At 60.9% G+C, this 22,252-nt stretch carries 15 protein-coding genes; 11 read left to right on the top strand and 4 right to left on the bottom strand.

Annotation, left to right across the window (positions count from 1 at the left end; all coding sequences use genetic code 11):
* Both CQY20_RS25860 and CQY20_RS34930 read right to left on the bottom strand, forming a co-directional pair.
* On the bottom strand, nt 1–850 hold an 850-nt coding region (locus tag CQY20_RS25860; protein WP_109789748.1), incomplete at its 3' end, for a class II fructose-bisphosphate aldolase.
* Nucleotides 851–940: 90 nt separating this feature from the next.
* Complete coding sequence (locus tag CQY20_RS34930; protein ID WP_163700860.1) at nt 941–1,099, bottom strand: hypothetical protein; 159 nt, start codon at nt 1,097–1,099, stop codon at nt 941–943.
* Nucleotides 1,100–1,469: 370 nt separating this feature from the next.
* Between CQY20_RS34930 and CQY20_RS25865 the strand changes: the two genes are divergently transcribed.
* Both CQY20_RS25865 and CQY20_RS36235 read left to right on the top strand, forming a co-directional pair.
* Nucleotides 1,470–1,898, top strand: a complete 429-nt coding sequence (locus tag CQY20_RS25865; protein ID WP_097942928.1) for a hypothetical protein — start codon at nt 1,470–1,472, stop codon at nt 1,896–1,898.
* Between the two features lie 278 nt (nt 1,899–2,176).
* Nucleotides 2,177–2,998, top strand: a complete 822-nt coding sequence (locus CQY20_RS36235) for a translation initiation factor IF-2 N-terminal domain-containing protein (RefSeq protein ID WP_097942951.1) — start codon at nt 2,177–2,179, stop codon at nt 2,996–2,998.
* Between the two features lie 51 nt (nt 2,999–3,049).
* Here CQY20_RS36235 and CQY20_RS35660 read toward each other — a convergent pair whose 3' ends face one another.
* Nucleotides 3,050–4,231, bottom strand: a complete 1,182-nt coding sequence (locus tag CQY20_RS35660; protein WP_371871025.1) for a peptidoglycan DD-metalloendopeptidase family protein — start codon at nt 4,229–4,231, stop codon at nt 3,050–3,052.
* Between the two features lie 88 nt (nt 4,232–4,319).
* Here CQY20_RS35660 and CQY20_RS25885 point away from each other — a divergent pair, with 88 nt between their 5' ends.
* Nucleotides 4,320–5,564, top strand: coding sequence for a DUF4185 domain-containing protein (locus CQY20_RS25885; RefSeq protein ID WP_097942929.1), 1,245 nt, complete (start codon nt 4,320–4,322; stop codon nt 5,562–5,564).
* Here the strand turns inward: CQY20_RS25885 and CQY20_RS25890 are convergent, their stop codons facing one another.
* The gene (locus CQY20_RS25890; RefSeq protein ID WP_097942930.1) at nt 5,565–6,950 is read right to left on the bottom strand and encodes an alpha/beta hydrolase-fold protein; all 1,386 of its coding nucleotides are present in this window, start codon (nt 6,948–6,950) and stop codon (nt 5,565–5,567) included. It abuts the gene before it with no gap.
* 324 nt (nt 6,951–7,274) lie between these two features.
* On the opposite strand from CQY20_RS25890, the gene CQY20_RS25895 reads away from it, so the two are divergent.
* From CQY20_RS25895 to CQY20_RS25935, 8 genes are all read left to right on the top strand, one after another.
* Complete coding sequence (locus CQY20_RS25895) at nt 7,275–8,237, top strand: patatin-like phospholipase family protein (RefSeq protein ID WP_097942953.1); 963 nt, start codon at nt 7,275–7,277, stop codon at nt 8,235–8,237.
* A gap of 272 nt (nt 8,238–8,509) precedes the next feature.
* Nucleotides 8,510–10,831 carry an esterase-like activity of phytase family protein gene (locus tag CQY20_RS25900; protein ID WP_097942932.1) on the top strand — a complete coding sequence of 774 codons (2,322 nt, stop codon included), beginning with the start codon at nt 8,510–8,512 and terminating at the stop codon, nt 10,829–10,831.
* Nucleotides 10,832–11,021: 190 nt separating this feature from the next.
* Nucleotides 11,022–11,651 (top strand): VldE C-terminal domain-containing protein, encoded by a 630-nt coding sequence (locus CQY20_RS35220; RefSeq protein ID WP_174814686.1) that lies wholly within the window; start codon nt 11,022–11,024, stop codon nt 11,649–11,651.
* A gap of 1,031 nt (nt 11,652–12,682) precedes the next feature.
* Nucleotides 12,683–14,977, top strand: coding sequence for a ParB N-terminal domain-containing protein (locus CQY20_RS25915; RefSeq protein ID WP_097942936.1), 2,295 nt, complete (start codon nt 12,683–12,685; stop codon nt 14,975–14,977).
* Nucleotides 14,978–15,280: 303 nt separating this feature from the next.
* Entirely contained in the window at nt 15,281–16,426 is a 1,146-nt protein-coding gene (locus tag CQY20_RS25920) for a cysteine desulfurase family protein (protein WP_097942938.1), read from the top strand.
* Between the two features lie 9 nt (nt 16,427–16,435).
* Complete coding sequence (locus CQY20_RS25925) at nt 16,436–17,509, top strand: DUF4007 family protein (RefSeq protein WP_097942940.1); 1,074 nt, start codon at nt 16,436–16,438, stop codon at nt 17,507–17,509.
* Nucleotides 17,506–20,946, top strand: a complete 3,441-nt coding sequence (locus CQY20_RS25930) for a hypothetical protein (protein WP_234816418.1) — start codon at nt 17,506–17,508, stop codon at nt 20,944–20,946. Before CQY20_RS25925 ends, CQY20_RS25930 begins: the two co-directional genes overlap by 4 nt.
* Entirely contained in the window at nt 20,939–21,787 is an 849-nt protein-coding gene (locus CQY20_RS25935; RefSeq protein WP_097942941.1) for a phosphoadenosine phosphosulfate reductase family protein, read from the top strand. Before CQY20_RS25930 ends, CQY20_RS25935 begins: the two co-directional genes overlap by 8 nt.
* Nucleotides 21,788–22,252 lie beyond the last annotated feature (465 nt).

The following is a 22,252-nucleotide window of genomic DNA, read 5'->3' on the forward strand; positions in this document are numbered from 1 at the left end:
TGGGCGACGAGTAGGGGCCCTGGATGGGGCTGATCATGGGGGCGTCGGCGTGGGAGAGGCGGTGGCGGGCGGGGGCGTGGTAGCGGCGGGGGTCGTTGACGTCGGGGTTGGCGTCGAGGTGGGCGCGCACGGCTGCGGTGAAGCGCAGGTTGAGCAGGGTGCCGACGTTGATCTTGGTGATGCCTGCGGTGACGGCGCGATGCAGGTCGTCGTCGGAGACGCCCGAAGAGCCGTGCAGCACAAGGGGAACGGGGACTTTGTCGCGCAGGCGGGTGATGAGGTCGAAGTCGAGCGAGGCGGTGCGGTCGGACATGGCGTGGGAGCTGCCGACGGCGACGGCGAGGGCGTCGACGCCGGTGGCGTGTACGAAGGCGGCGGCTTCGTCGGGGTCGGTGCGGACGCCGGGAGCGTGGGCGCCGTCCTTGCCGCCGACCTCGCCGAGTTCGGCTTCAAGGAAGAGTCCCCGTGAATGTGCCCATGCCGCAGCGGCTTTGGTGACGTTGACGTTGGCGTCGTAGTCGAGTTTCGAGGCGTCGAACATGACGGAGGAGGCGCCGGTGTCGGCGGTGGCGTGCAAAAGCGTTTCGTCTTCGACGTGGTCGAGGTGGACGGCGACGGGGGTGGCGGCTTCGTGGGCGACGGCGGTGGCCGCGGCAGCGATGGGGCGCAGGCGGCCGTGATGAAACTTCACGGCGTTCTCGCTGATTTGCAGAATGACGGGTTTACCGACGTGTTCGGCGCCGGCGGCGATGGCTTCGGCGTGTTCGAGGGTGATGACGTTGAACGCGGCAAGCCCGGTGCCGGCCTGGTGCGCGGCGGCGACGAGGTCGGCGGTTCGGGCGAGCGGCATTGGAGTGTCCTATCAAGCGGCGTGACTCGGTGTCCAGTGACGGGAGGGCCGCCCACAGTTGGATTTCGTGGGCGGCCCTCCTTGCGTGGGTCAGCAGTAGTAATAGAAGGGCGTGCCGTCGGAGTAGTACTCGACGCAGACGTCGGCGTTGGCGGGTGCGGCGACGCCGACGGTGGCGGCTCCGAAGCCGGCGGCAAGGACGGCTGCGCCGGCGGCGGTCACGGCGAGGGTGCGGATGCGGTTCATCATGGGGATCACTCCTTGGCTGGTTGGTGGTTGATGACACGCAAAGAGTCGCCCAGCGCGCTTGGCGGATTCTTGGAGCGCTCTTGGCGCCGTCTCGCAGCGACATTGCCGCCCCGAACTTAGACGGCCTAATTTTGCGCGACTGGTCGCTCGGAGGCGGACGGCTGCGGTGGCGTCGACCACCTCGATGGACGCTATGACCGGCTCTACGGTTGCGGATCCTCGCCGCAAAGGGATCTCCGTGGCGCTTCGCACAGTCCGACGTAGGTCGTGGCGCGTCCCGCCTGAGTCGGCCAAAATAGCTTTGCTGTCCGATGGACAGTCCCCTCCACATCGGTTCGACCAAACTGTCACAACTCGGGAGGTGTTGCCAGTGTCAGTGTCAGAGGATCTGGATCTACCCGACGTGATTGAGCCGGGCGAGATCAGCTTCACCTTCGACTACGCCCCGGAAGGCGAAGAGCCAACCCTGTTCGACTTCCGAGCCACCTGGGATGAGGGCTCGACGATCACCTGGTGGCAGGACATCTCGGAGAGTCAGAACGGGCTGTCGCCCGCGTCCAGTTCGCCGGTGCAGGGCTGGGCGTCCTGGCGCAACGGAACCGATCTGCTGATCGCCTACACGTGGCCCGACGCCGAAGTCGATGGCTTTGTACACGTTCCCGGCGGTGCTCCGACCAATGACAAGGACGACCCCGAGGCGGCGTTGTCCGAGCCCCAGACGTGGGTTGAACTGGCCCGGACCATCCTCGCGGGGGTGAACGGGGAACTTTCCGGCGCGGAGCATCAGACCTACAAGTGAGGTCTCTCGGGTCCTGACCGCTAGGGCGGCCCACCGCGGGTAGCCCGGGCGGCATCCGCCCGCCGGCAGGAGAACCATCGGGCATGCCCGCCTCGCAGCGACAGTGTCGTGCGAACTTAGATGGTCTACCTTTACGCGCTTTGTCGCCCAGAGGCGGGCAACGCGTGCAGTGTTGCCACCGGGATCCCCGCGCCAGCCCTTTGAACCAAGTCATGGATGTCGCAAGCATCTGCTATACGTCTTTCTCAAGACTGGGTGAGCAATCGGAGGCAGGGCCGGTGGCAGGTAAGACGCGCGTGCACCAGCTTGCGAAAGAGTTGGGTGTGACGACAAAGGAGATCCTGGCTGCGCTTGCTGAACACGGCGAATCCGTTGAAACGGCGTCTGCAGTTCTCAGCGCGCCGGTCGTGCGTCGACTGCGCGAGGTGTACGAGGAAGCGAAATCTGCGCCACCTAAGCGAGGCGAACCTGGTAGGAAAGCTCGTGCACCAATGGCTTCTCAAGAGCCGCCGCACGCCTACCTGCGTGAGAGAAATTCGAACGTCGTCCACCACAAGAACTACTTAAAGGACCGCAGCGACCAAACCCTGTGTGGCCTCGAAGATGGCTTCGGCATCTCTGACCGCGAACCCGATGGGGCCACGCCGGAATGTCAAGCGTGTCAATCACGGCTTGCCGAGTATCACGCGAAGTGGTGGCGCCGTCGTTGTCTCGCCACCGACAAAGAGCTGAGGGACCTGCAACAGAGATACCGCAAGCTTGAACAGCAACTCAACAGGCAGCGATATCAACTATCCAGGTTTCAGCAACAGTGGGAGAACCGCAGAAAGGGCGTGCGCAAAAAGTCGGGCAGCGCGCAGGCTGCCAAGCCCAAGCAGCGGCGTACGCCCGCTAATTCGGGCAAGAGGCGGACCACCAAGGTCGTCAGCCCTCGCGTGGCTGATCCGAAGATCGTAGGCAAGAGAGTCCAGGAAATGCTCGCCCCGCGGCCACCGAAGAGCCTCAAGGAGAGGTGGGCGGACGAAGCTGCGGCCGACTTGATGCGATCTCAGAAACCGAGTAGCTGGCGACTCGGTCGGTCGCCAGCTAGCTTCGGATAACGAGTTGAGGCCTTGCTCGGTCCGCCAGCAGGCACGTTTCGTGATGGTGCATCATTTCTCTGTCTTGCGGTCGGCATCGGCTCGCGACGTCCTCTTGGTCGCACGCCGCGAACGGGCCTTCTTCGCCGGCTTGGTCTGGGCCGCGAGGATGACCTGGTCGCCAGCGTCGATACCGCAGGCCGCTGCGTACCGTTCGGGGGTGAGCCCGTCGGCGGAATCCATGCAGCACTTGCCGAACGGCGGGCACCCCTCCGGCAGTCCGCCGCCGAAACCGTCCCCGTTGGTGTACTGGTGGGCGATCTTGCCGGGATAGTCGGGGTTCGACCCGTAGGCGGCAAGGACGATCCGCAGGCCCGCGGGCTTGGACGGCCAGAGTTGGTTCAGGTCAGTCCTGTTGCCGTAGGCGATGACTCGTCGCCGATCGCCTAGCCAGTCCGCGATCGCGTCGAAGGTGGCATTCAATCCCTCGGACTGGTTACCGGTGATCTGCCCCTGCCAGCTCTCGACGTCGATCATCACCGCCATCCGCGGATGGGGCTGCCCAACCTGAGCCTTTAACGTCTGAACGGCCTGCTGCCAGTTCTTGCGCCACACGAAGTACACGATGAAGAAGACCAGCGCACCTTCGTCGCAGCGCCGCTTGCACCAGGGGTAGTTCGTCGCCCAGTTCCTATCTCGATACGTGCCGTCGTTGGACCGGATCGCCAGTACTTGATATGGGTAGGAATCATCCACTGGGCGTTGCCATTCCGACACATCGGCATACAGGGTGTCGGTTACCGGGAACGCCGCGGCCTTGACCGTCGTGTCCGGCTCCAACGCGCCCGCCAGCCACGGGATGGGATCGATCTGAGAGCCCGCCCGCCAGACGGTGGGGTGCACTTCGAAGTGCAGATGCGGGCCGGTGGATTGGCCGTTGCTTCCCACGTAGGCGATGTGCTGCCCGGCCTCGACGCTGTCGCCCCGCCTCAGACCGGTGGCGAAGGCGTCCCACATGTGGCCGTATACCGTCGTGCCGCCTCCGGCCGGAGTGGGATGATCGAGCACAATCCATTGACCGAAACCCGTTGCTGCCCCGATATATTGAACAGTTCCGGCCTGCGCGGCGTAGATGGGCGTGCCGTCAGAAGCGGCGAAGTCCTGGCCCCAGTGCATCCGCCGGTCGCGCGGGCCATAGGGGGAGGACAGGCGGTATGTCCCCGCCTTCAGCGGCATGTACCTGCTCACCCGCATGACCTCTTCGGTTGCGTCGAAAGTGCAACCACCTGAGTCTATTCCCTCCTAGGCTGCTGTGGAGACAATCCGAATCCAGGGAGGCCACATGCCGGGCCCTGATACGCCGGCCAGGCGCCGTCGGATACTGCGGCGACTGCAGTCCGGCGAGAAGGTCGCCGCAGTCTCCGCGGAGACCGGCATCAGTCGTTCGACGTTGTACCGGTGGCTGCGAGAAAGCGAAAGCACGAGGGCCCCACGGCGGCGGCGCACGAGACCCGCGGCTGCGGTGGTGCCGCGACTGGCCGCGGTCGACGGCAAGGTCGCCGACATCACCGGCCCAGGCATCACCAGTCAATGGGGAGTGACATGCACGGATCTCGGTGTGTCGGTCGAGGCGCCCAACGGCAAGCTGGTGTCGCTGTTCGGAGACACCTTCTCCGGCAACAGAGTAGGACAGGGCGACTGGCGCTCACCCATCGCGCTGATCGGCACCGGGGACGCCAACCACCAGATCCGCTACGAGCGCGCAGGCGGCGCGGACCCGAATTACGCGCGCCAGCTCTGGCATTACATCCACGACGACGCGAGCACCGGCTGGAGTTTCGGCGGTATCAGCACGGTGATCCCCTCCGACGTGCTGCGGGTGGACGGGCTTTTGTACCTGCACGCGATCGTCAATCGCGGCTTCGGCAACGTGATTTGGACCGAGATCTGGTCGTCTGACGACAACGGCATCTCGTGGCAGCACATGGGTGAAAAGGCAAAGTTCCCCGGGCCATTACACAACGGCTACGCGCAGTGCTGGTCGTGGGACTACGACCCCGACGACGGCTGGGTGTACGTCGTGTCGACGGGATTTCAGCGCGACAAAGGCATGATCCTGCGGCGCGTTCGCCCCGAGGACATCGGCGACATGTGGAAGTACGAAGGCTGGGGATGGGCCAACAACCGGTGGGCGTGGGGCAACGAGCCCACGCCGATCACACCCGCCGGAGAGACGTGGGGCGAGCTGTGCCTGCGTCGGCTCAAGCGCGACAAGTGGATCCTCGGCGGGTTCCTGTCATCCCGATATGCGTTGGGATACCGCGTAATCGAGTCACCGGTGGCGAACCTCTACGAGGCGCCGGTTCAGCTGCCGGTGGTCGGCACGTCGTGGGACCGCGAAGACCACGCCAACAGTCAGGTGGCCCAGTTGTACGGCGGCTACGTGCTACCGGGCTCGCGACTCGACGTGACAGGCGGTGTCGGTCTCGTCGTTTCCCAGTGGAACACGGCCGCCGGATGGCCTTACCGCGCAATGCAGTTCAAGGCCACCCTCCGCGACACGACGACGGATCTAATCGAAACGTAGTCAGTCGGTCGGCGCGTCCGCCCCAGGCCCGGCGACGCTGGCCGACGCAGCAGCACTGGCCGGGCGCAGCCGCGCGATGATGCCGTCGAGGTCACGGACGAACATCTCGGGCCGGAAGACATGGCCGCCGGGGACCTCGTGGGCTTCGTACGGGATGCCGGCTTCGTCGAGCTTTTGGCGGAACTCCCGCTGCCCGGCAAGCACCTGGGTCTCCTGCACGGTGTCGAACCAGTTGACCGGGTCCGGACTGGTGCCCGCGACCAGGAAAATCCGCTTGTTTCGGTAGCTTTCGATGCGCTCGACCGGATTGTCGGCGCTCACCCTGGCCTCGTCCCACGGCACGCCGTAGACCGTGGCCCCGCCCAGTTCGACGACGGCCGAGCTCAAGTTTGCCCAGTGCACAACGAGGCCGCCGTCGCGGCGCAGGCTCGCCGGGCCGGAGTGCGAGCTCGTCGAGGCGAAGTGGCCGTAGTACTTGGCGGTGTACTTCAGCGCGCCGAAGCCGCCCATGGAGAATCCGCCGACCGCACGGCCGTCGTACTCGGCGAACGTTCGGAAGTTCGCGTCGATCCACGGGATCAGCTGCGCCATGTGGAATGTCTCCCAGTTGCGCGGGCCGACGAAGGAGCCGACGGGGTTGCAGTACCAGCCCGCCTGTCCGCCGTCGGGCATCACCACGATGATCGGTTTTCCGGCGGTCAGGTCGCGGATGCCCAGGAAGTCGAACTGGCGGAAGTCCGCGGCGCCGCCGTGCAGCATGTAGAGGACGGGATAGGTGAGCCCGCTGGTGCGGTAACCGTCCGGCAGCAAAACATTGACACCGGGATTCCAGCCGATGGCGGCGGTCTGGAATCGGTAATACCAGAGGCGAGGGTCGTTTTCGTTGCGCTCCACGATCCGCAGGCCGAACCCGTCGCTGCGCCCGGCGAATATGACGAGCACTCGCCCGGGGTTGATGAGGTTGGGGTTGGCGATGTTGTTGACGGTGGCGATCAGCCGATAGAACGAGCTGTCGCCGTAGAAGTGCTGTGCCAGTGACGCCAGCGTGTCGCCGGGGGCGATGGTGTATCTCGTGACTTCGGGAATGATGAGCTGCTGCCCGACATTGATGGCGTTGGGATCGGCAATCCCACTGGCTCTCGCGATCAGCCAATCCAGTTGCGCGTCACCGTAGAAGCGCTGCGCCACACCGGACAGCGTGTCTCCGGAGACAACGGTGTACCGCGTGAAGTCGGGCATGATGAGCTTTTGCCCGACGCTGAGGACGTTGGGATTGGGAATGCCGCTGGCGGCGGCGATCAAATGATAGAGGTCCGCATCGGCGTAGTAGCGCAGCGCCAATGCCCACAGCGTTTCTCTCGGGACAACCGTATGCGTTCTGACCATTCGACCCACTCCTTCAGCTGCAACTGGCTTCGCAAGACCCATAGTCGTCGCTTTTCACGTTGAAGGGGAGCAGATTTCAGGATCGTTTTCAGTTTGTGAGGGCGATGCGGCTACGCGCCGATGAGCCGCGGTTTTGCGGGTTTCGGGGGCGACGGCGAAACCGAGTGGGTCACGACGGCGGTCGTGTGCAGAGCTTGTTGGCTGATGGCTATGCGCGTGTGTCCACCTCTGGTACAGCTGCGGATATCCGCGTATGACTGAAGGTATGGCCGTCAAACGCCCGCGCCCACGCCGGTCGCTCACCACCTCGGAGGGTGCGCCGTGGTGACGCGGGCGGATCTGGTGTGCGAGGGCGGTGGCATCCGAGGCATCGGACTGGTCGGTGCCGTGCACGCGCTCGCCGCCGCTGGATACACATTCCCCCGAGTCGCGGGATCCAGCGCGGGCGCGATCGTCGCGTCCATGGTGGCCGCGCTGCAGGCGGCCGGCGAACCACTGTCGCGTCTGGACGAGCTCGCACAGACCATCGACTATTCCAAGTTCGCCGACCCGACACTGCTGACGCGGATACCGATCGTCGGCCCGGCGCTGTCGCTGGCTGCCAACGACGGGCTGTACAAGGGCGATTACCTGGAGAACCTGCTGACCGGATTGCTGGGTGATCTCGGGGTGAAGACATTCGGCGATCTGCGCACCGGCGAAGAGCCGCAACGCTATGCGTGGTCGCTGGTGGTGACCGCGAGTGACCTGTCGCGGCGACGATTGGTTCGCATCCCGTGGGATCTACCGAATTACGGGATCGATCCTGACGAGTTCTCGGTCGCCCGCGCGGTGCGGGCGTCCTCGGCGGTGCCGTTCGCGTTCGAACCCGTACAGGTCAGTGGAGCAACATGGGTGGACGGCGGTCTGCTGTCGAACTTCCCCGTGCAGTTGTTCGACCGGGGCAACCGGCCGGGCTGGCCGACATTCGGTATCCGGCTCTCGGCGCCGCCCGGCAAGCCGCCGACCCACAAGATCCGGGGTCCGTTGTCGCTGGCGTTCGGCGCGCTGGAAACGTTGATCAGCGATCAGGACGCCGCCTATGTCGACGACCCGTGTACCGTTCGGCGCACCATCTTCGTGCCGTCCGATGGCGTGGGCCCACTGGATTTCGACATCTCCGCCGCCGAGCGTGACGCGCTGTACCAGCGTGGCCTGCACGCCGCCGACGAGTTCCTGGCCACCTGGGACTATCCCGAGTTTCTGCGGGTGTGCCGGGGTGAAACAGCGCAGGACGTCGACGTCTGACTATTGCGCCGCGCGCTCAACCTTCCTCCGCTTGACCCACAGCCAGATCGCCATCCCGATGGCGCCGACAGCGAAGAGCACCGCCCCCGCCACGACCGCTACAGGGTTATTCGTCATGCTCTACCTCCTTGGGCGAAGACCATTGTCACGCCGGGCGTCACGGCGACGACGCGGTTTGCACCGGATCGCAGCCGTTAACCGGACGTTCCCTGTCTAGACACTTACCCACGTCACACTCACTCGACTCATCGGACGACTTCAGGGGATGACGGGTGTTTGCGACGAGCACGGTTCGGGCGGTAGTAGCGGCGACGGCTGCGGTGTTGACGGTGGCGGGGTGTTCGACGGGCGGTCAGGACGAAATTGAGCGCCCAGGCGCTCCGAGAGTCAGCGCTCCGACCGGTTTCGACCTGCCGGCTTCGGAGCGCTATCACCGGCTGGCGACCTACCCGGTTTACCTGAACGCGCAGGACCCGGCCGAAGAGACCGTCGCCGAGATCTCCACCGTCACCCCGGACGGCAACACCGTCATCTACACCGACGCCGCCGCCAAGCGCATCGGCTTTCTCGACATCCGTGATCCGGCGAAACCGGTTGGCAAAGGCACACTTTCGCTGGCCGAACTCGGTCACGCCGACGACCAGCCGACCTCGGTGGCGGCGATCGGCGAGTACGTGTTGGTCGTCGTCGACACCACCGGCGGCGACTTTCCGCACCCGTCGGGCCGCGTGGACGTCGTACGGGTCGCCGACCGCACCCGCGTGCGCAGCATCGACCTCGGCGGTCAACCGGACTCCATCGCGATCAGCCCGGACGGCGCATTCGCCGCGATCGCGATGGAGAACCAGCGCGACGAAGAGGCCACTCCACCCGGTGGCGACGAAGGTGACTTGCCGCAGCCCCCAACGGGATTCGTACAACTTGTCGATCTGGCGGGCGCCCCGGACAGGTGGACTGCGCGCCGGGTCGACTTCGACGTCTCGGCGGCACGGGCGGCTGGTCTGGACACGCCGGAGGACCTCGAACCCGAATACCTGAGCATCAACTCGCGCGGACAGGTCGCGGTGACGCTGCAGGAGAACAACGGGTTCGCGATCATCGACGGCCGCAGCGGCGAGGTGTCGAAGATCTTCAGTGCCGGAAGCGTTTCCGTCTCCGGCATTGATACCGCTGAGGACGGGGTCATCGACCACACCGGGTCGATCCCGGACACGCCCCGCGAGCCCGACGCCATCGGGTGGATCGACGACGGCCATGTCGCGACCGCCAACGAGGGCGACTGGAAGGGCGGCACCCGCGGCTGGACGATCTTCGACGCCACCACCGGCGAGGTGGTCTGGGACGCGGGCAACTCGCTCGAGCAACTCGCCGTGCGCACCGGCCTGCACAACGAGAGCCGCGCCGAGGCCAAGGGACCTGAGCCGGAAGGGCTGGCGATCACCGAGATCGGCGGGAAGCCGACCGCGCTAATCGCTTCGGAGAGAAGCAATTTCGTCGCCGCGTACGACGTCAGCGATCCGACCGCGCCGAAGTTCCGGCAGATCATGCCGACCACTCCGGGGCCGGAGGGGATCCTGCCGATCCCGTCGCGCAACCTGCTGGTGATCTCGTCGGAGGAGGACGACGCCGAGAAGCGGGTGCGCGCCTCGGTCAGCGTCTACGGCTACGGCGACTCGTACGCCAAGGCCGGCGGGCTGGCGTTTCCATCCATCGTGTCGGGCGACGTCGACGGGGCGCCGATCGGCTGGGGTGCGTTGGGCGCGCTGAGCGCGGACCCGTCTGACGGGGAGCGGTTGTTCACGTCCACGGACGTGGCGTACGGGCCGTCGCGGGTGCTCGGGGTGGACGTCTCGACGACGCCGGCGGTGATCGACACTTCGTTGCTTGTGACGGAGAACGGGCAGCCGGTGACGCTCGACATCGAGGGTCTCGCCGCACGGCCCGACGGCGGGTTCGTGCTCGCGGTCGAGGGCGAGGAAGGGCCGGGCAATCAGCTGGTGTACGTGTCGGCCGACGGCAGCATCGAGCGCCGGGTTCCGCTGCCCGTGAACGTCGCGGCCGGGCTGGGCGGGCAGGGCCTGGAGGGGGTGGCCGTCGACGGCGACAGCGTGTGGGTGGCGGTGCAGCGTGAGGTGAAGGGGGACCCGAAGGGGGTGGTCCGGCTGGGGCGCTACAGCCCGGACGGCGATAAGTGGGAGTGGTTCGGCTATCAGCTGGAGAACACGTCCGCGGAGGGGGACTGGATCGGGTTGTCGGAGATCGCGGTGCACGACGGCGCGCTCCTGGTGCTGGAACGCGACAAGCTGAACGGGCCCGATGCGCGGGTGAAGGGCATCTATCGGGTGGAGATGCCGGACGACACGGAAGCGATGTCGGCGCAGGAGGCGCCGAGGGTGCTGCGGAAGACGCTGGGGCACAACCTGTTACCGGACTTGCAGGCGACGAACGGCTTCGTGCAGGAGAAGGTGGAGGGTTTCGCGATCGCGGGCAACGGGAAGCTGTACGTGGTCACCGACAACGATGGCCTCGATGACGCGAGCGGTGAGACGCAGTTCTTCGATCTGGGCCCGGCGGACGAGGCGCTGAAGGGGTAGGTCCGGTGGGGTCACATTCGGCGCCGCAGATGACGCTCGACACGGTCGGCGGGCGGCGGTTGTGGCCCGCGGGAGCGGCTCTGGCCCGTGTGACCTGGGGGTTTGTGGATGAGTCGAGCCGCTCGGAGGTTTGGGTCGCCGTTGCCTCGGTTGGCGAGCCCGTGGGGGCGGTCGGTAGCGTGCGCTGCCGATGGGAAGGCACTCATTAGCCAAGGAGCGACGCTGGCCGCGGTTGACGGTCGTGGCGGGGGCTGTGGCGGCCGCTGTGGTGTTTGTTGTCGGTGCGGACAGTCATCCGCAGTTGGGTGACGCGGCGGGGTGCTGTGGCGATGTCGCGGCGGCAGCACCGCCGAGCCCGCCGGCTCCGGCGGTGCAGCCGATGGCAGCAGCCGAGCCGGCCAGGCCGAGGGTTCCGGATGTATTGCCGAAGGGCGTCGCGCAGGAGAAGGGGCTGCAGGTCGACACGATCTTGGCGGCGCGGGCAGTCAGTGCGGCGTTCCCGGAGATTCTCGACATCGGCGGGGTGCGGTCGGATCCGTTGAAGTGGCATCCGCACGGGTTAGCGATCGACGTGATGATCCCGAACGCGCGCTCGGAGGAGGGCAAGGCGCTCGGGGACAGCGTGCTGGCCTACGTGCTGGCGAATGCCGAGCGCTTCGGCGTGGTGCATGCCATCTGGCGCCAGACGATCTACAGGCCGGACGGCTCAAAGCGAGTGATGAAGAGCCGCGGCTCGGACACCGCCAACCACTACGACCACGTTCACGTCGCGACCAAGGGCGGCGGCTATCCGTCGGAGGGCCAGACCTTCCTCCGTTGATACACGAAGTCCGATCGTTGTCGACAACGTACATCTGCACGGGCAGAGTTAGAGGAAGTCCTGAACGAGGTTCACTCGAACAGACGAACACATAACGTATCGCTGCAAGAGCTTCATTCGTATCGCGATAACTGAACCCTATGCACCCCGATCCGGCCCCACCCGTACGATAGCTGCGCGGTCCGCATCGACTGAGTTGGCGGTTTCTAGCCTTTTCGGTTGGCTAGTACATTCCAGCCGCTGCCCCGACGCGAGGTAACAAAACAATCGGGTGGCCAACACATGTCCTCCCCCGGGATTCGCGGAAGTTCTGTGAACGGAGGCATAGAGTGCTATAAATATGTGCTGGACCACATCTTTGATGGGAGCTTTCCGGAGCAACTAATACATGGCGATATTCACTTGGCACGAAATAGGAGATACTCCCGCGAGCCCGGGGGTATATGCATGGTATTACACTCCGGAAATAACAGCATTTGACCTTGAGAATATAATCAACGAAATAGAAGAATTACTGAAGTTGGGCGAATCGTCTGCCGCCAAAGCAGTTGTCAAGGCATTTCTCGAGAAGCGCGTCTTCCAATATTTCGAGGAACAGCCATATGAAGCGCAGTTACGTGGGCCGCTGAAACCTCGGTATGAGGGCAGAATACACCATGTGCCAGTGCTGTCCGACTCGATGCTAGAGCGGATTCTCGAGGATCCGCGACGCCTAGTTACCATCCGGTCAGTGCTGGCAGCGTCAGCCCCGGAATTCGCCAGCCCAATTTACATAGGTATGTCCGATTGCTTACGAGTACGTCTACGGCGGCACAAATCTCTAATCGAGAAATTTGGAGAGATATCAGGCCCGCAGCCGCAAGAGGGGACCCAGCGAGATTACACCTTTGCGCGTGAGATCAGGGCCCGAAAGATACCGCCATCACGTCTATTCGTTATAACAAGGATTATTAATGACGCGCCCGGGACGTACATCGACATTGAAAACATTTTGAATCGGATTCATTGTCCGCTTCTAGGAAGGAATTAACATGAGCCTCCGCCTTCGCACAGAAACGGCGCTAGATCTGACGTTACAGGGAACAGTCGGATCGTTCGGCGTGGGAAGAGGCGATGACCGTTCTCTGCGAGTGAAGTATTTGCTTACACACGTGGGTTTAAACTTTTCCTCGGCATCAAACGACAAGTTGCTGACTGCGCTCGCTCCAGTTAGGGAAATCTTCGATTTTAAAAGCCTAGATTTTGATGAAATCATGCAGCGGGACATAGACGACGCGCGTGTGTCTGCGGAGCTGGTGCCGTATCTACTTGATGAATCATCGAAAGACATGATTAAGCTGTTCCCGCCGATTGTTGTCGTTGTGATGCCCATTCAACAAGGGCGGGTTCAACCAGATAATTTCTACCCCGAAGTTGTCGAAGAGAAGCTGGCTCCAGACAGCGACCACGACCACTCACGGTTGGTGATCCGCTCGGGCGCAATTGGGAATGAAGTTTTTCAGTTCGAACAGCCAATTATTGACGATCAGCCGTTGGCGCACGACCTCGTTCGTCTTCGCCTAAACACACACCGAACACGGCTGATTATTGTCGATGGTCAGCACCGAGCAATGGCGCTCCTCGCTATTTATCGCAATCTTAAAGATCAGTGGTCAGATGAGCGCCGAGCGCCTTTCAAAGAGTACTACTCGGCTTGGACTAAGTCGTACATAGAGCGCTTCAACCTTACAGATATTAATCTTCCTGTTTTGTTATGCACGGTGCCCGAGCTGGATGAAAAATATGGCGGCGACTTCGACATGAAGAGAGCTGCGAGATCAATATTCTTGACTCTGAACAAAACCGCACGCCAGGTATCGGATTCGCGGAATAAGCTGCTCGATGACAATGATCTCATAAGTGCGCTCATGCGTCGCACGCTTTCGCACATCAAGGCGAAGGATGAGCGATCATCAAGAGCCTTACGCATAGTAAATGTCGAACTCGATCAAGACGGAAGTCGGCAAAGAATTCAAACTCCAGTTGCAATCACTGGCGTGCCGCACATTTACTACATGATTGAGCATATGATGCTCGATAATGGTGAGTCGGTCAAAGGTGTGAAGCCCCGCAGCGGTACGTTTTATAACCGTACGAGACTAGATGACATGTTGACTCGCCTTGAGGGGCGAGATTTACTCGGCGCCGCGACGGCCGACGCGATCCGACGGAACCTCTTTAGCTCCGACGCCGCGGAGAAGCTCGGGCAAGCATTCGATAAGTTGTACGGAGCCTATATTATTGGAATGCTCGAGAAGTTCGAACCTATCAATAGGCACAACGAAGCTGTAATTGAAATTGGTGAGCAGCTCGAGCGCGAGCATGACCGTCAGCTTAAGCCGATTTTGCTCGAAGGACAAGGTATTGGTCGCGTATTCGAGGCGCACAGGACGAACTTGCGCCAGAAATTGCAGAGCGGATATTTCAGGACAGATGTTCCTGAAATAGAGGCTAGCGCTCGGCGCTTGGACGCCACCGCCGCGCGGATTACTGACGCTGTCGCCCGTCTACATGAAGAACGTGCTTCTCGCTTTTTTAACAATCTGAACGATAAGAGAGTAATCCGGGATGGCGATGACATCGAGCAAAAGGCAGTTGATCTATGTAACCGCATGTATGATGATATCTTCAGCACTGTCGCGTTTCAGACGGCTATTGTTTGTGGTTTTTTGGGCTTAGTTGAGAAAGCAGAGCTTCGGTTAAAGCGAGGCGAGTTCTCAGGAGCAGGCGATATTATTCGGAATGATGCATTCGATGAATATATCGGGCAGCTTAATGGATTTTTTGTTCCCCGCACAGTGGCTAAACTAAAGAATCTAATTCGTGTTTTCAGAGGTGAGCCTACTGAAGAGGGCCAACTGGCTCCCATTCGCCCGAGCACGCACACCTTTAGAGAGGTTGTTTTCCGCGCCGAGATGCAGCCGGACCAGTGGCCGAAATACCGGTACCTTTTACTTGAACTGTGGCGACCAGCGCATATGGCGTTAGCCGCTGTAGTGAATGAGGAACGTGCCGAGTGTCGACGTGAAGTGTTTTCGGCACTGCACGACCATTACGAGACAAGTTATTGTAAAAATTTCGCCAAGTTGAAGGACGAGCTGACTTCTGGCGAGCGCAAAGAAGTCTTCGAGCAAACTCTGGCGCCGTACAATGAGCTGCTGCGAAATCTTGGCGCGGAGCCGTTGAACCGAGATGCCATGCATGAGGCCTTTTCGAAAGTTCCCGCCACCGCGGCGACAGATCTAAACACCGATTCCGACCTAGCCGAACTTGACGATGAGCCATAGGGGGTATGTGCTCGCCGGGTTTTGCGTTATTGCTCCGCTTGCGACCGCGGTGCAGGATCCATCTTCTGCCCCCACTCGAGTCCTTTCTGTTTGTACGCGCCTGCGTCCTGAAGTGGTGTGATCGACTAAGCGGCTGTCATATGGCCCGAACGAGCCAAGCGGAGTCGGTGTGGTTGACGTCCGTAAGCTTGTGCGCCGTGCTTGGGGCATCGCGAAGCAAAGACTTGTCATATGTCCGTGGAATGCTGGTGTCGCAGCGTGGCTCGCAAGATTTCGCAAACATAAGAATAGGATCGTTCCTTGATGGTGTACCTCGACTACAACGCGTCGACTCCCGTCGATCAGCGGGTTCTCTCGCTGGTCGCGGAGGCCCATGAGGCCTACGGGAATCCGGCAAGTTCTCACCACAAGTTGGGGCACGCGGCCGCGGAGCTTATTGAGGAGGCACGGGACAGGGTCGCCTGCCTGTTCACTCGACGGAGTCAAGACATCATCTTCACCAGCGGAGCGACTGAGGCCGCTGTCCTCGGTCTCGTTGGTGCCATGTTAGGGGCTAGGGGTCGCCCGAACGCGGTGGTCTCCACTACGGAACATAAGGCGATCCTCGCTGCAGCCGAGCTCGGGGCTAGGCTTACCGGCGGCGAGATTCGCAAAGCGAAAGTTGGCGAGGACGGGATCATCGATCTGGCGCACCTCGCGGAGCTTGTCGATGAGTCGGTCTCCTTGGTGGCGGTGATGGCGGCGAACAACGAAACCGGCGTTATAGCGCCTGTTTCTGATGTCGTTGACATTGCACATCAATCCGAGTGTCTCGTCTTTATTGATGCGACCCAGTTGGTCGGCAAGGGGTCATTACACGAAGCGGCGAGTGCGGCTGACTTAATGATTTGCAGCAGTCACAAGATCTATGGGCCGAAAGGCGCCGGAGCACTAGTCGCGAGTCGCACTACACAGAAGGCGATTGTTCCGCTGATGCCGGGTGGTGGTCAGGAGCGAGGCATTAGAGGTGGCACCCAAAACACACCGTCTATCGTCGGGTTTGGCCTCGCTGCCGAACTCGCAATGAAGGAGCAAGCCGCAGATGAAGCACGCATTGGACAGCTAGCAGAGGAACTCCTCGCTTTTCTGATGAGCGAGCTGTCGGGTGTCCGCTTGAATAGCGGTAAGGCCAAACGTCTTTCGAACACACTTAATGTGAGATTCGAGGGTGCCGACGCAGAAGCCGTGATGGCCTCCATGCCCGATGTCCTAGTGTCATCGGGTAGCGCCTGCCAGTCCGCTGTGCCGTCGCCGTCGCATGTCCTCCTAGCGATGGGCAGGAGTCGCCGTGAGGCTTCAGAGTCTCTTCGGATATCGCTTGGCCGCCCCACAACCGGTGAAGAGATTCGACAGGCCGGCCGTTCCATCGTCGAGGCCGTATCTCGTGTGCGCCAACTGACGTCAGACTAGGGAGATGCGATGACGCTCGAACAAGCTGCGGCTCCAATGTTTGCGAACCACCAGACATTTCACCCCAGGTTCGGTTGGCTCAAGAAGGGATACGACGCAGCTGAACTTAACCCAAACGTCTTCAATGAGAAATCTGCACCTGTCGATTTAGGTGTCGGGAAAAACATGGTCGAGGCGATCCGCTTCTGGGCTCTTGCGACGAAGGTGATTGCTCGTCGTCCTCATCCAGACCGACCGCGGATCCACGTTTATACCCCGACCCGCATCGGTCGGGCGCTACTCGACGACCAAGTGGGGCTAGATCCCTACATGGAGGACACAGCAACGCTATGGATACTGCACTGGCTCGCAGTTTCTGAGCGCTCAATACTGCCTGTTTGGCGCTTGGCCTTCAATGACTTTGGCGCTGTTGAGTTCACTGATGACGACCTGCTGAAGTTTTGTCTTGATGAAATCGCGGCCACTACGTGGTCCCAACCAATGAGGAGCAGTGTCGAGAAAGACGTTGATTGTCTGCTTCGGATGTACTCGCGCCGCGACGCCCAGCGCCGGCAGAGTCTGGACGACCTCCTCGATTCGCCATTTCGAGAGCTAGGTCTTATCAGACCTTCGCAAGGGGCAAAGAAGAATACTTACCGCATCATTCGGGGCAGCAAGCCGACGTTGCCCGCGGCGGCCATTACCTATGCGTGTCTCGACGTTCTATGCCGCACGGCAGACGGCACTCAAACGATAACCGTCAGTCGGCTCGCAACAGATCCAGGTAGTCCAGGACGCCTGATGAAGATCACGGAGCAGGACATCGCCGACGCGATCGAGGAATCAGCTGCTGTAGTTGGTCATCTTCGTCTCGTAAGACCAGCAGGATCAAGGCAACTCGCTATCAGTGCGTCTCCGGGGGATGTTGCTTTTGAACTGCTCGCGGCCAGACAAGCGCAGCGAAGCTCCAATCTCCTGGAGTTGCAGGAGTACGCACTAGTTGGGCGGAAAGCCACAGAACCTGTCAGGTCGGATTCCGAGCTTGTGCGTGCCCTTCGAAAGGCGGAGCGTACGCGCGCCCGAAAGGGTGGGGATGCAGCATGACAAAGCCGCTTGCAGAACACGTCTCGTTAGTTAGCAGGTTCAGTCGCTCTGCCAATGTCGAGCGTGACCACGGTAGCGATGCGATTGATGGATACATGCCGACAGGCCGTGCACTCGACGTAATCTCTCGAATTGCCCGCGGATTGACAGATCCCGCTTCCGGTCGAACATTCTCGATCACGGGACCGCACGGTGGTGGCAAGTCGTCGTTGGCGGTGTTCCTCGATGGTCTGCTCGCGAGCCCTTCGACCGCGGAATTTAAACGTGCACATGCGATTTTAGAATCTGTTGATCCGTCGGTCGATGCTTCGCTCCGCGCAGGAATGCGCGCGGTGAGAGCGGGCCGCTCTGGATTCGTGCGTGCCTCCGCTACGGCGAGAAGGGAACCTGTGGCCGCTACGATCGCCCGTGCTGTTAGCGCCGGCGCTAATCGCATTGGCCTAAATGGGCTAATTCCAACGGAGTTAGCTTCATCGAAGCGTCCGACGCCGTCCGTAGAAGAAGTCAAATCATGCATCCGAAGGATCACGCAGAAGCATCCCGTACTTCTGGTCATCGACGAATTCGGCAAGAACCTAGAGTATTTCGCAGGCTCAGGTGCCGATGGCGATCCATTCCTCCTCCAGGAACTAGCGGAGATGACACAAGGCGCCGACGCGGTACGCCTGGTTATCATTACCATGCAGCACCTGTCATTCGATGAATATGTGCAGGGCAGCTCGACCGCTCGCCGACGTGAGTGGTCGAAGGTGCAGGGGCGTTTTCAAGATATCTCTTACACAGAAGCTCCTGCTCAATCTCGTCGACTAATCTCATCCGCGCTGCAGCAGGATGAGCACCTGCAGCGCGCAGCTAAAAAGTGGGTAATAGCTCACCGCCAGACTTTCGACGCACAGGGACTGCGTGATATCGCTGAAGATGCTGCCTCTGCCATCCCGCTGCATCCCTTGGCACTGGCTGTTCTGCCCGATCTTTGTAGTCGGTACGGCCAAAATGAGCGCACGCTCTTTTCGTTCCTGACTGGTACTGAGCCATCGGCTTTACCCCAATACCTTGCGCGAACACGGTGGGATTCCAAGTCGCCAGTTCCTATGGCGAGCCTGGATCTTCTCTTCGACTACTTCCTCGAGTCGTCGAGCAGCATGATCGGTGTGGCCGATAGTGCAAGTCGTTGGATCGAGATCGAAACGCGGATCCGTGATGCCGCCGGCCTGACCAACGGACAGTTGAAGGTGCTGAAAGCTATTGGTCTTCTTAACCTCGTATCAAGCGGTGGTCGGATCCGCGCGTCCCGCCCGCTGCTTGAGTTGGCCCTAGCAGCGGATCCCGATTGCGTTGAGGACGTTGACGTAGTGCTTGCGTCGTTGGTTGATGCGGGCCTAGTCACCTATCGAGCATTCTCAGATGAATTCCGAATCTGGCAGGGATCTGACTACAACTTGCGCAAGGCTATTGAGAACGCGAGGGAGACCTATGCAAACAGTGAGCTTGTTGATCTCCTCAGGGAGGCAACCAATCTTGAACCACTCGTTGCTGGCCGTCATAGTCAACGCACTGGGGTTCTTCGGGTCTTCGCCCGACAATTCCTTGGCCAAGACTGGGATGAGGTAGATGACCTCGATCCATCCTGGGATGGCATCGTCTATTACGCAACGTACTCGACTTTGAACGCAGAGCTAGCCCCGCGGCCAGCTGACGGACGACCAGCAATCTACGTTGTTCCTCGCGAGCTTTCCAAGGTGCGCGAAGCTGCGGTTGACGCAGCTGCCTTGAAGTCGGCGCTGAAGAGCGCTGAGGTGGAAGGCGCCGACTGGGTGGCCCGAAGCGAGTTAATCGAACGCGCATCTGGTGCGCAACAGCGATTGCTTTCAGCGATTAGCAGTAGTTGGAATAATGATGCCGGTTGGTACGTCGCTGGCGCCAAGGATTCCCTTGATCCACATCAGGGATTGTCAGCCATCCTCTCGGATGTTGCAGATGAGGCCTATCCCTATACGCCTCATATTGCGAACGAGATGATTTCTCGGCGAGAATTGACGAGCCAAGGGGCGAAAGCTCGAAGGTTCTTAACAGACGCGCTACTCGCGAGCCAAGCCATCGAAGCCTTCGGAATCAAAGGCTATGGGCCCGAGCGTGCAATGTATGAGGCGATCTTTCGGAAGACCGGTCTACACCGAATTGCTGATGATGGGACTTGGAAGCTTCACCGGCCCACCGATCCTAGTTGGAAACCCCTTTGGGCACAATTAAATTCGGACATCGACCACTCGGTGGGGTCACGGCTGAACCTAGGGGAGCTTGCTTCCCGCCTAACACGGCCGCCCTATGGAATAAAGGACGGTATCGTTCCCCTTCTCCTGATCACGGCAATCGTTGCACGAAGCGATGAAGTAGCTCTCTATGAGCATGGAAGCCTAGTTCTGTCCATCGATGATGCTGTCGCAGAACGGCTGACCAAGAATTTGGGTCACTTCGCAATCAAGAACACACAAACGCGCGCGGGTACAAGGCTCGCCGTCGTGCAGAGTCTCGTGAGACGTTTGGGAATAACGAAACCGAAAGGCGAATTTCCCACCTTCCTTAATGTGGCAACCGCGCTGTATCGCGAGCTGCGAACGTTACCTCCCTACGCCCAGAGGACTCGTCGCGAGCTATCAACGGAAGCGCTCGCTGTACGAGAAGCGTTCCATCACGCTACGGAGCCGGATACTCTTCTCTTCGAAACACTGCCTGCGGTCTTCGGACTTGCTCCATTCAAGGGGCGTGGTCGACCAGACCCTGGAACAGCTGACCGTTTCGCTGATCAACTCGCTGGTGCGATTACCGAACTACGTGAGACCTATCCGCGGCTGCTGCGTTTCATTCAAGAACAACTTGCACAGGCGACGGCGTCAGGAGGCCGACTTTCGGATCTTCGACATGCACTAACGGCGGATGCGACGAGGTTAGAAGGCCACGTGTTGGAACCACGGCTGAAAGCCTTCGTCGGCGCATTGGTGCGTCCTCTCGACGACCAACCATGGTTAGAGAACGTTGCAATGGTTGTGTGCGAGGGCCAGGCACCTCGAGTGTGGACCGATGACATTGCCGGCCGATTCCCGATGCGGGTCTCCGAACTTGGCGGGGCTCTCCGTCGAACCTCCGCGTTACTCCATGATCGCCTCGCTGCGAATATAAAGCAGAGCTATTCAGCGAGTCGTATGACACTCACTCGACCAGATGGTTCTGAATCGATCGAATTGTTGGTGCTGACTGAGGCGGAGAAGTCAGCCATTGACCCGCACTTCGAACGCCTTGTTGACACGCTAATGGATAGTGGCCTCTCGCGGTCTGCGGCCTGTCGGATGCTTATGGCAAGGTTAGCTACAGAGCTCGAGTCCGCTTCTCTACCCACAGATGAACACGGCTTCGGCAGGGAGGACCAGAGATATGGCTAGCGGGATCCGTCACATATGTGGCATAAGCGGCGGCAAGGACTCCAGTGCGTTAGCCGTGTATTTGCGCGATCGCGTTCCTGAGATGGAGTACTTCTTCTGTGACACGGGCGCTGAACTTCCCGAAACATACGAATACCTCGACCGCTTAGAGACAGCTCTCGGAAAGCCCATTGCCCGGCTCAATGCTCGGAAGGGTTTTGACCACTGGTTCGACGTCTATCGCGGTACCTTGCCGTCTCCCCAGATGCGTTGGTGCACCAAGAAGATGAAGATCGAGCCTCTCGAAGAGTGGATCGGCAGTGACCAGGCCGTCTCGTATGTCGCGATAAGGGCTGACGAGTCGGGTCGCAAAGGATATGTGAGCACGAAGCCGAATATCCGCACAGTTCTCCCGTTTGTCGAGGACAACATCGATCACGATGGCGTGATCCGAATCCTTGAAGATGCGGGTATCGGCCTACCAAAGTACTACGACTGGCGCACGCGGTCTGGGTGTTACTTCTGCTTCTACCAGCGCAAAGCGGAGTGGGTCGGCCTAGCAGACAGGCACCCCGAGCTATTCGAGCGAGCCGTCGCCATCGAAGCAAAAGTACGTCAGGATGCCGGTGCGGACGGGGACGCCTCCTTCGGTGAGTTCGCGATGAAGGGCCGGCAATACACCTGGTCAGGCGGGGAGTCCCTACCCGAGCTTCTCGCCCGTCGGGAAGAGATCATCGCACGCCATGCCGAGGCGCAACAACAGGCGAGAAAGCGCAAGAAGAACCGCCCGATCTGGGAGGTTCTTGGTGACGCCCTTGACGACGATGACGACTCGATGCAGTGCTCGGTGTGCGCACTGTGACGTGATACGACCTTGGTTTAAGGAGCGCACCCAATGAGCATTTTTAGCGAATTTCAGTCATCCTGAGCCCGCGGCATAGTTACAGTACGTGCGACATGCTGGCAACGGGTGACCTATTCGATTGTTCAGGCCCAACTTGCGGCTGGGAGATAGAGCGCTGCCGCGGGGGTCGGAGGATCTTCGGGAGCCCGTCCCGAAGTGGAGGTCCGATTTCCTCCACGGCCGCTGGGCAGCGAGATGTTCACATTCGGTGAACTGATCAGTCGTGCTTCCGATCAACTATTACAGCAGCTAGTTGGTCGAGACATAGTTCGCCTCCTTGCTAGTCTTGACGCTTCCCTTGCACGTCCAGAACGTCTCAGTGAGATTGTCACGGGCCTGCGGTCGCCGGCGGACATGCTTCTAGATCCATCCGTACGGCCGGAGCTCATGCTCCTACTGCCCAAAACGGCAGCTGAGATTCTC

This window comes from Mycolicibacterium agri, from assembly GCF_002553505.1.
Taxonomy (GTDB): Bacteria; Actinomycetota; Actinomycetes; order Mycobacteriales; family Mycobacteriaceae; genus Mycobacterium; species Mycobacterium agri.

Bases quoted from the DNA above. Each gene is read 5' to 3' on its own strand.
- CQY20_RS34930 (WP_163700860.1), bottom strand. From the start codon at position 1,099: ATGATGAACCGCATCCGCACCCTCGCCGTGACCGCCGCCGGCGCAGCC.
- CQY20_RS35660 (WP_371871025.1), bottom strand. From the start codon at position 4,231: ATGCGGGTGAGCAGGTACATGCCGCTGAAGGCGGGGACATACCGCCTG.
- CQY20_RS25885 (WP_097942929.1), top strand. From the start codon at position 4,320: ATGCCGGGCCCTGATACGCCGGCCAGGCGCCGTCGGATACTGCGGCGA.
- CQY20_RS25890 (WP_097942930.1), bottom strand. From the start codon at position 6,950: ATGGTCAGAACGCATACGGTTGTCCCGAGAGAAACGCTGTGGGCATTG.
- CQY20_RS35220 (WP_174814686.1), top strand. From the start codon at position 11,022: ATGGGAAGGCACTCATTAGCCAAGGAGCGACGCTGGCCGCGGTTGACG.
- CQY20_RS25915 (WP_097942936.1), top strand. From the start codon at position 12,683: ATGAGCCTCCGCCTTCGCACAGAAACGGCGCTAGATCTGACGTTACAG.
- CQY20_RS25920 (WP_097942938.1), top strand. From the start codon at position 15,281: ATGGTGTACCTCGACTACAACGCGTCGACTCCCGTCGATCAGCGGGTT.
- CQY20_RS25925 (WP_097942940.1), top strand. From the start codon at position 16,436: ATGACGCTCGAACAAGCTGCGGCTCCAATGTTTGCGAACCACCAGACA.
- CQY20_RS25930 (WP_234816418.1), top strand. From the start codon at position 17,506: ATGACAAAGCCGCTTGCAGAACACGTCTCGTTAGTTAGCAGGTTCAGT.
- CQY20_RS25935 (WP_097942941.1), top strand. From the start codon at position 20,939: ATGGCTAGCGGGATCCGTCACATATGTGGCATAAGCGGCGGCAAGGAC.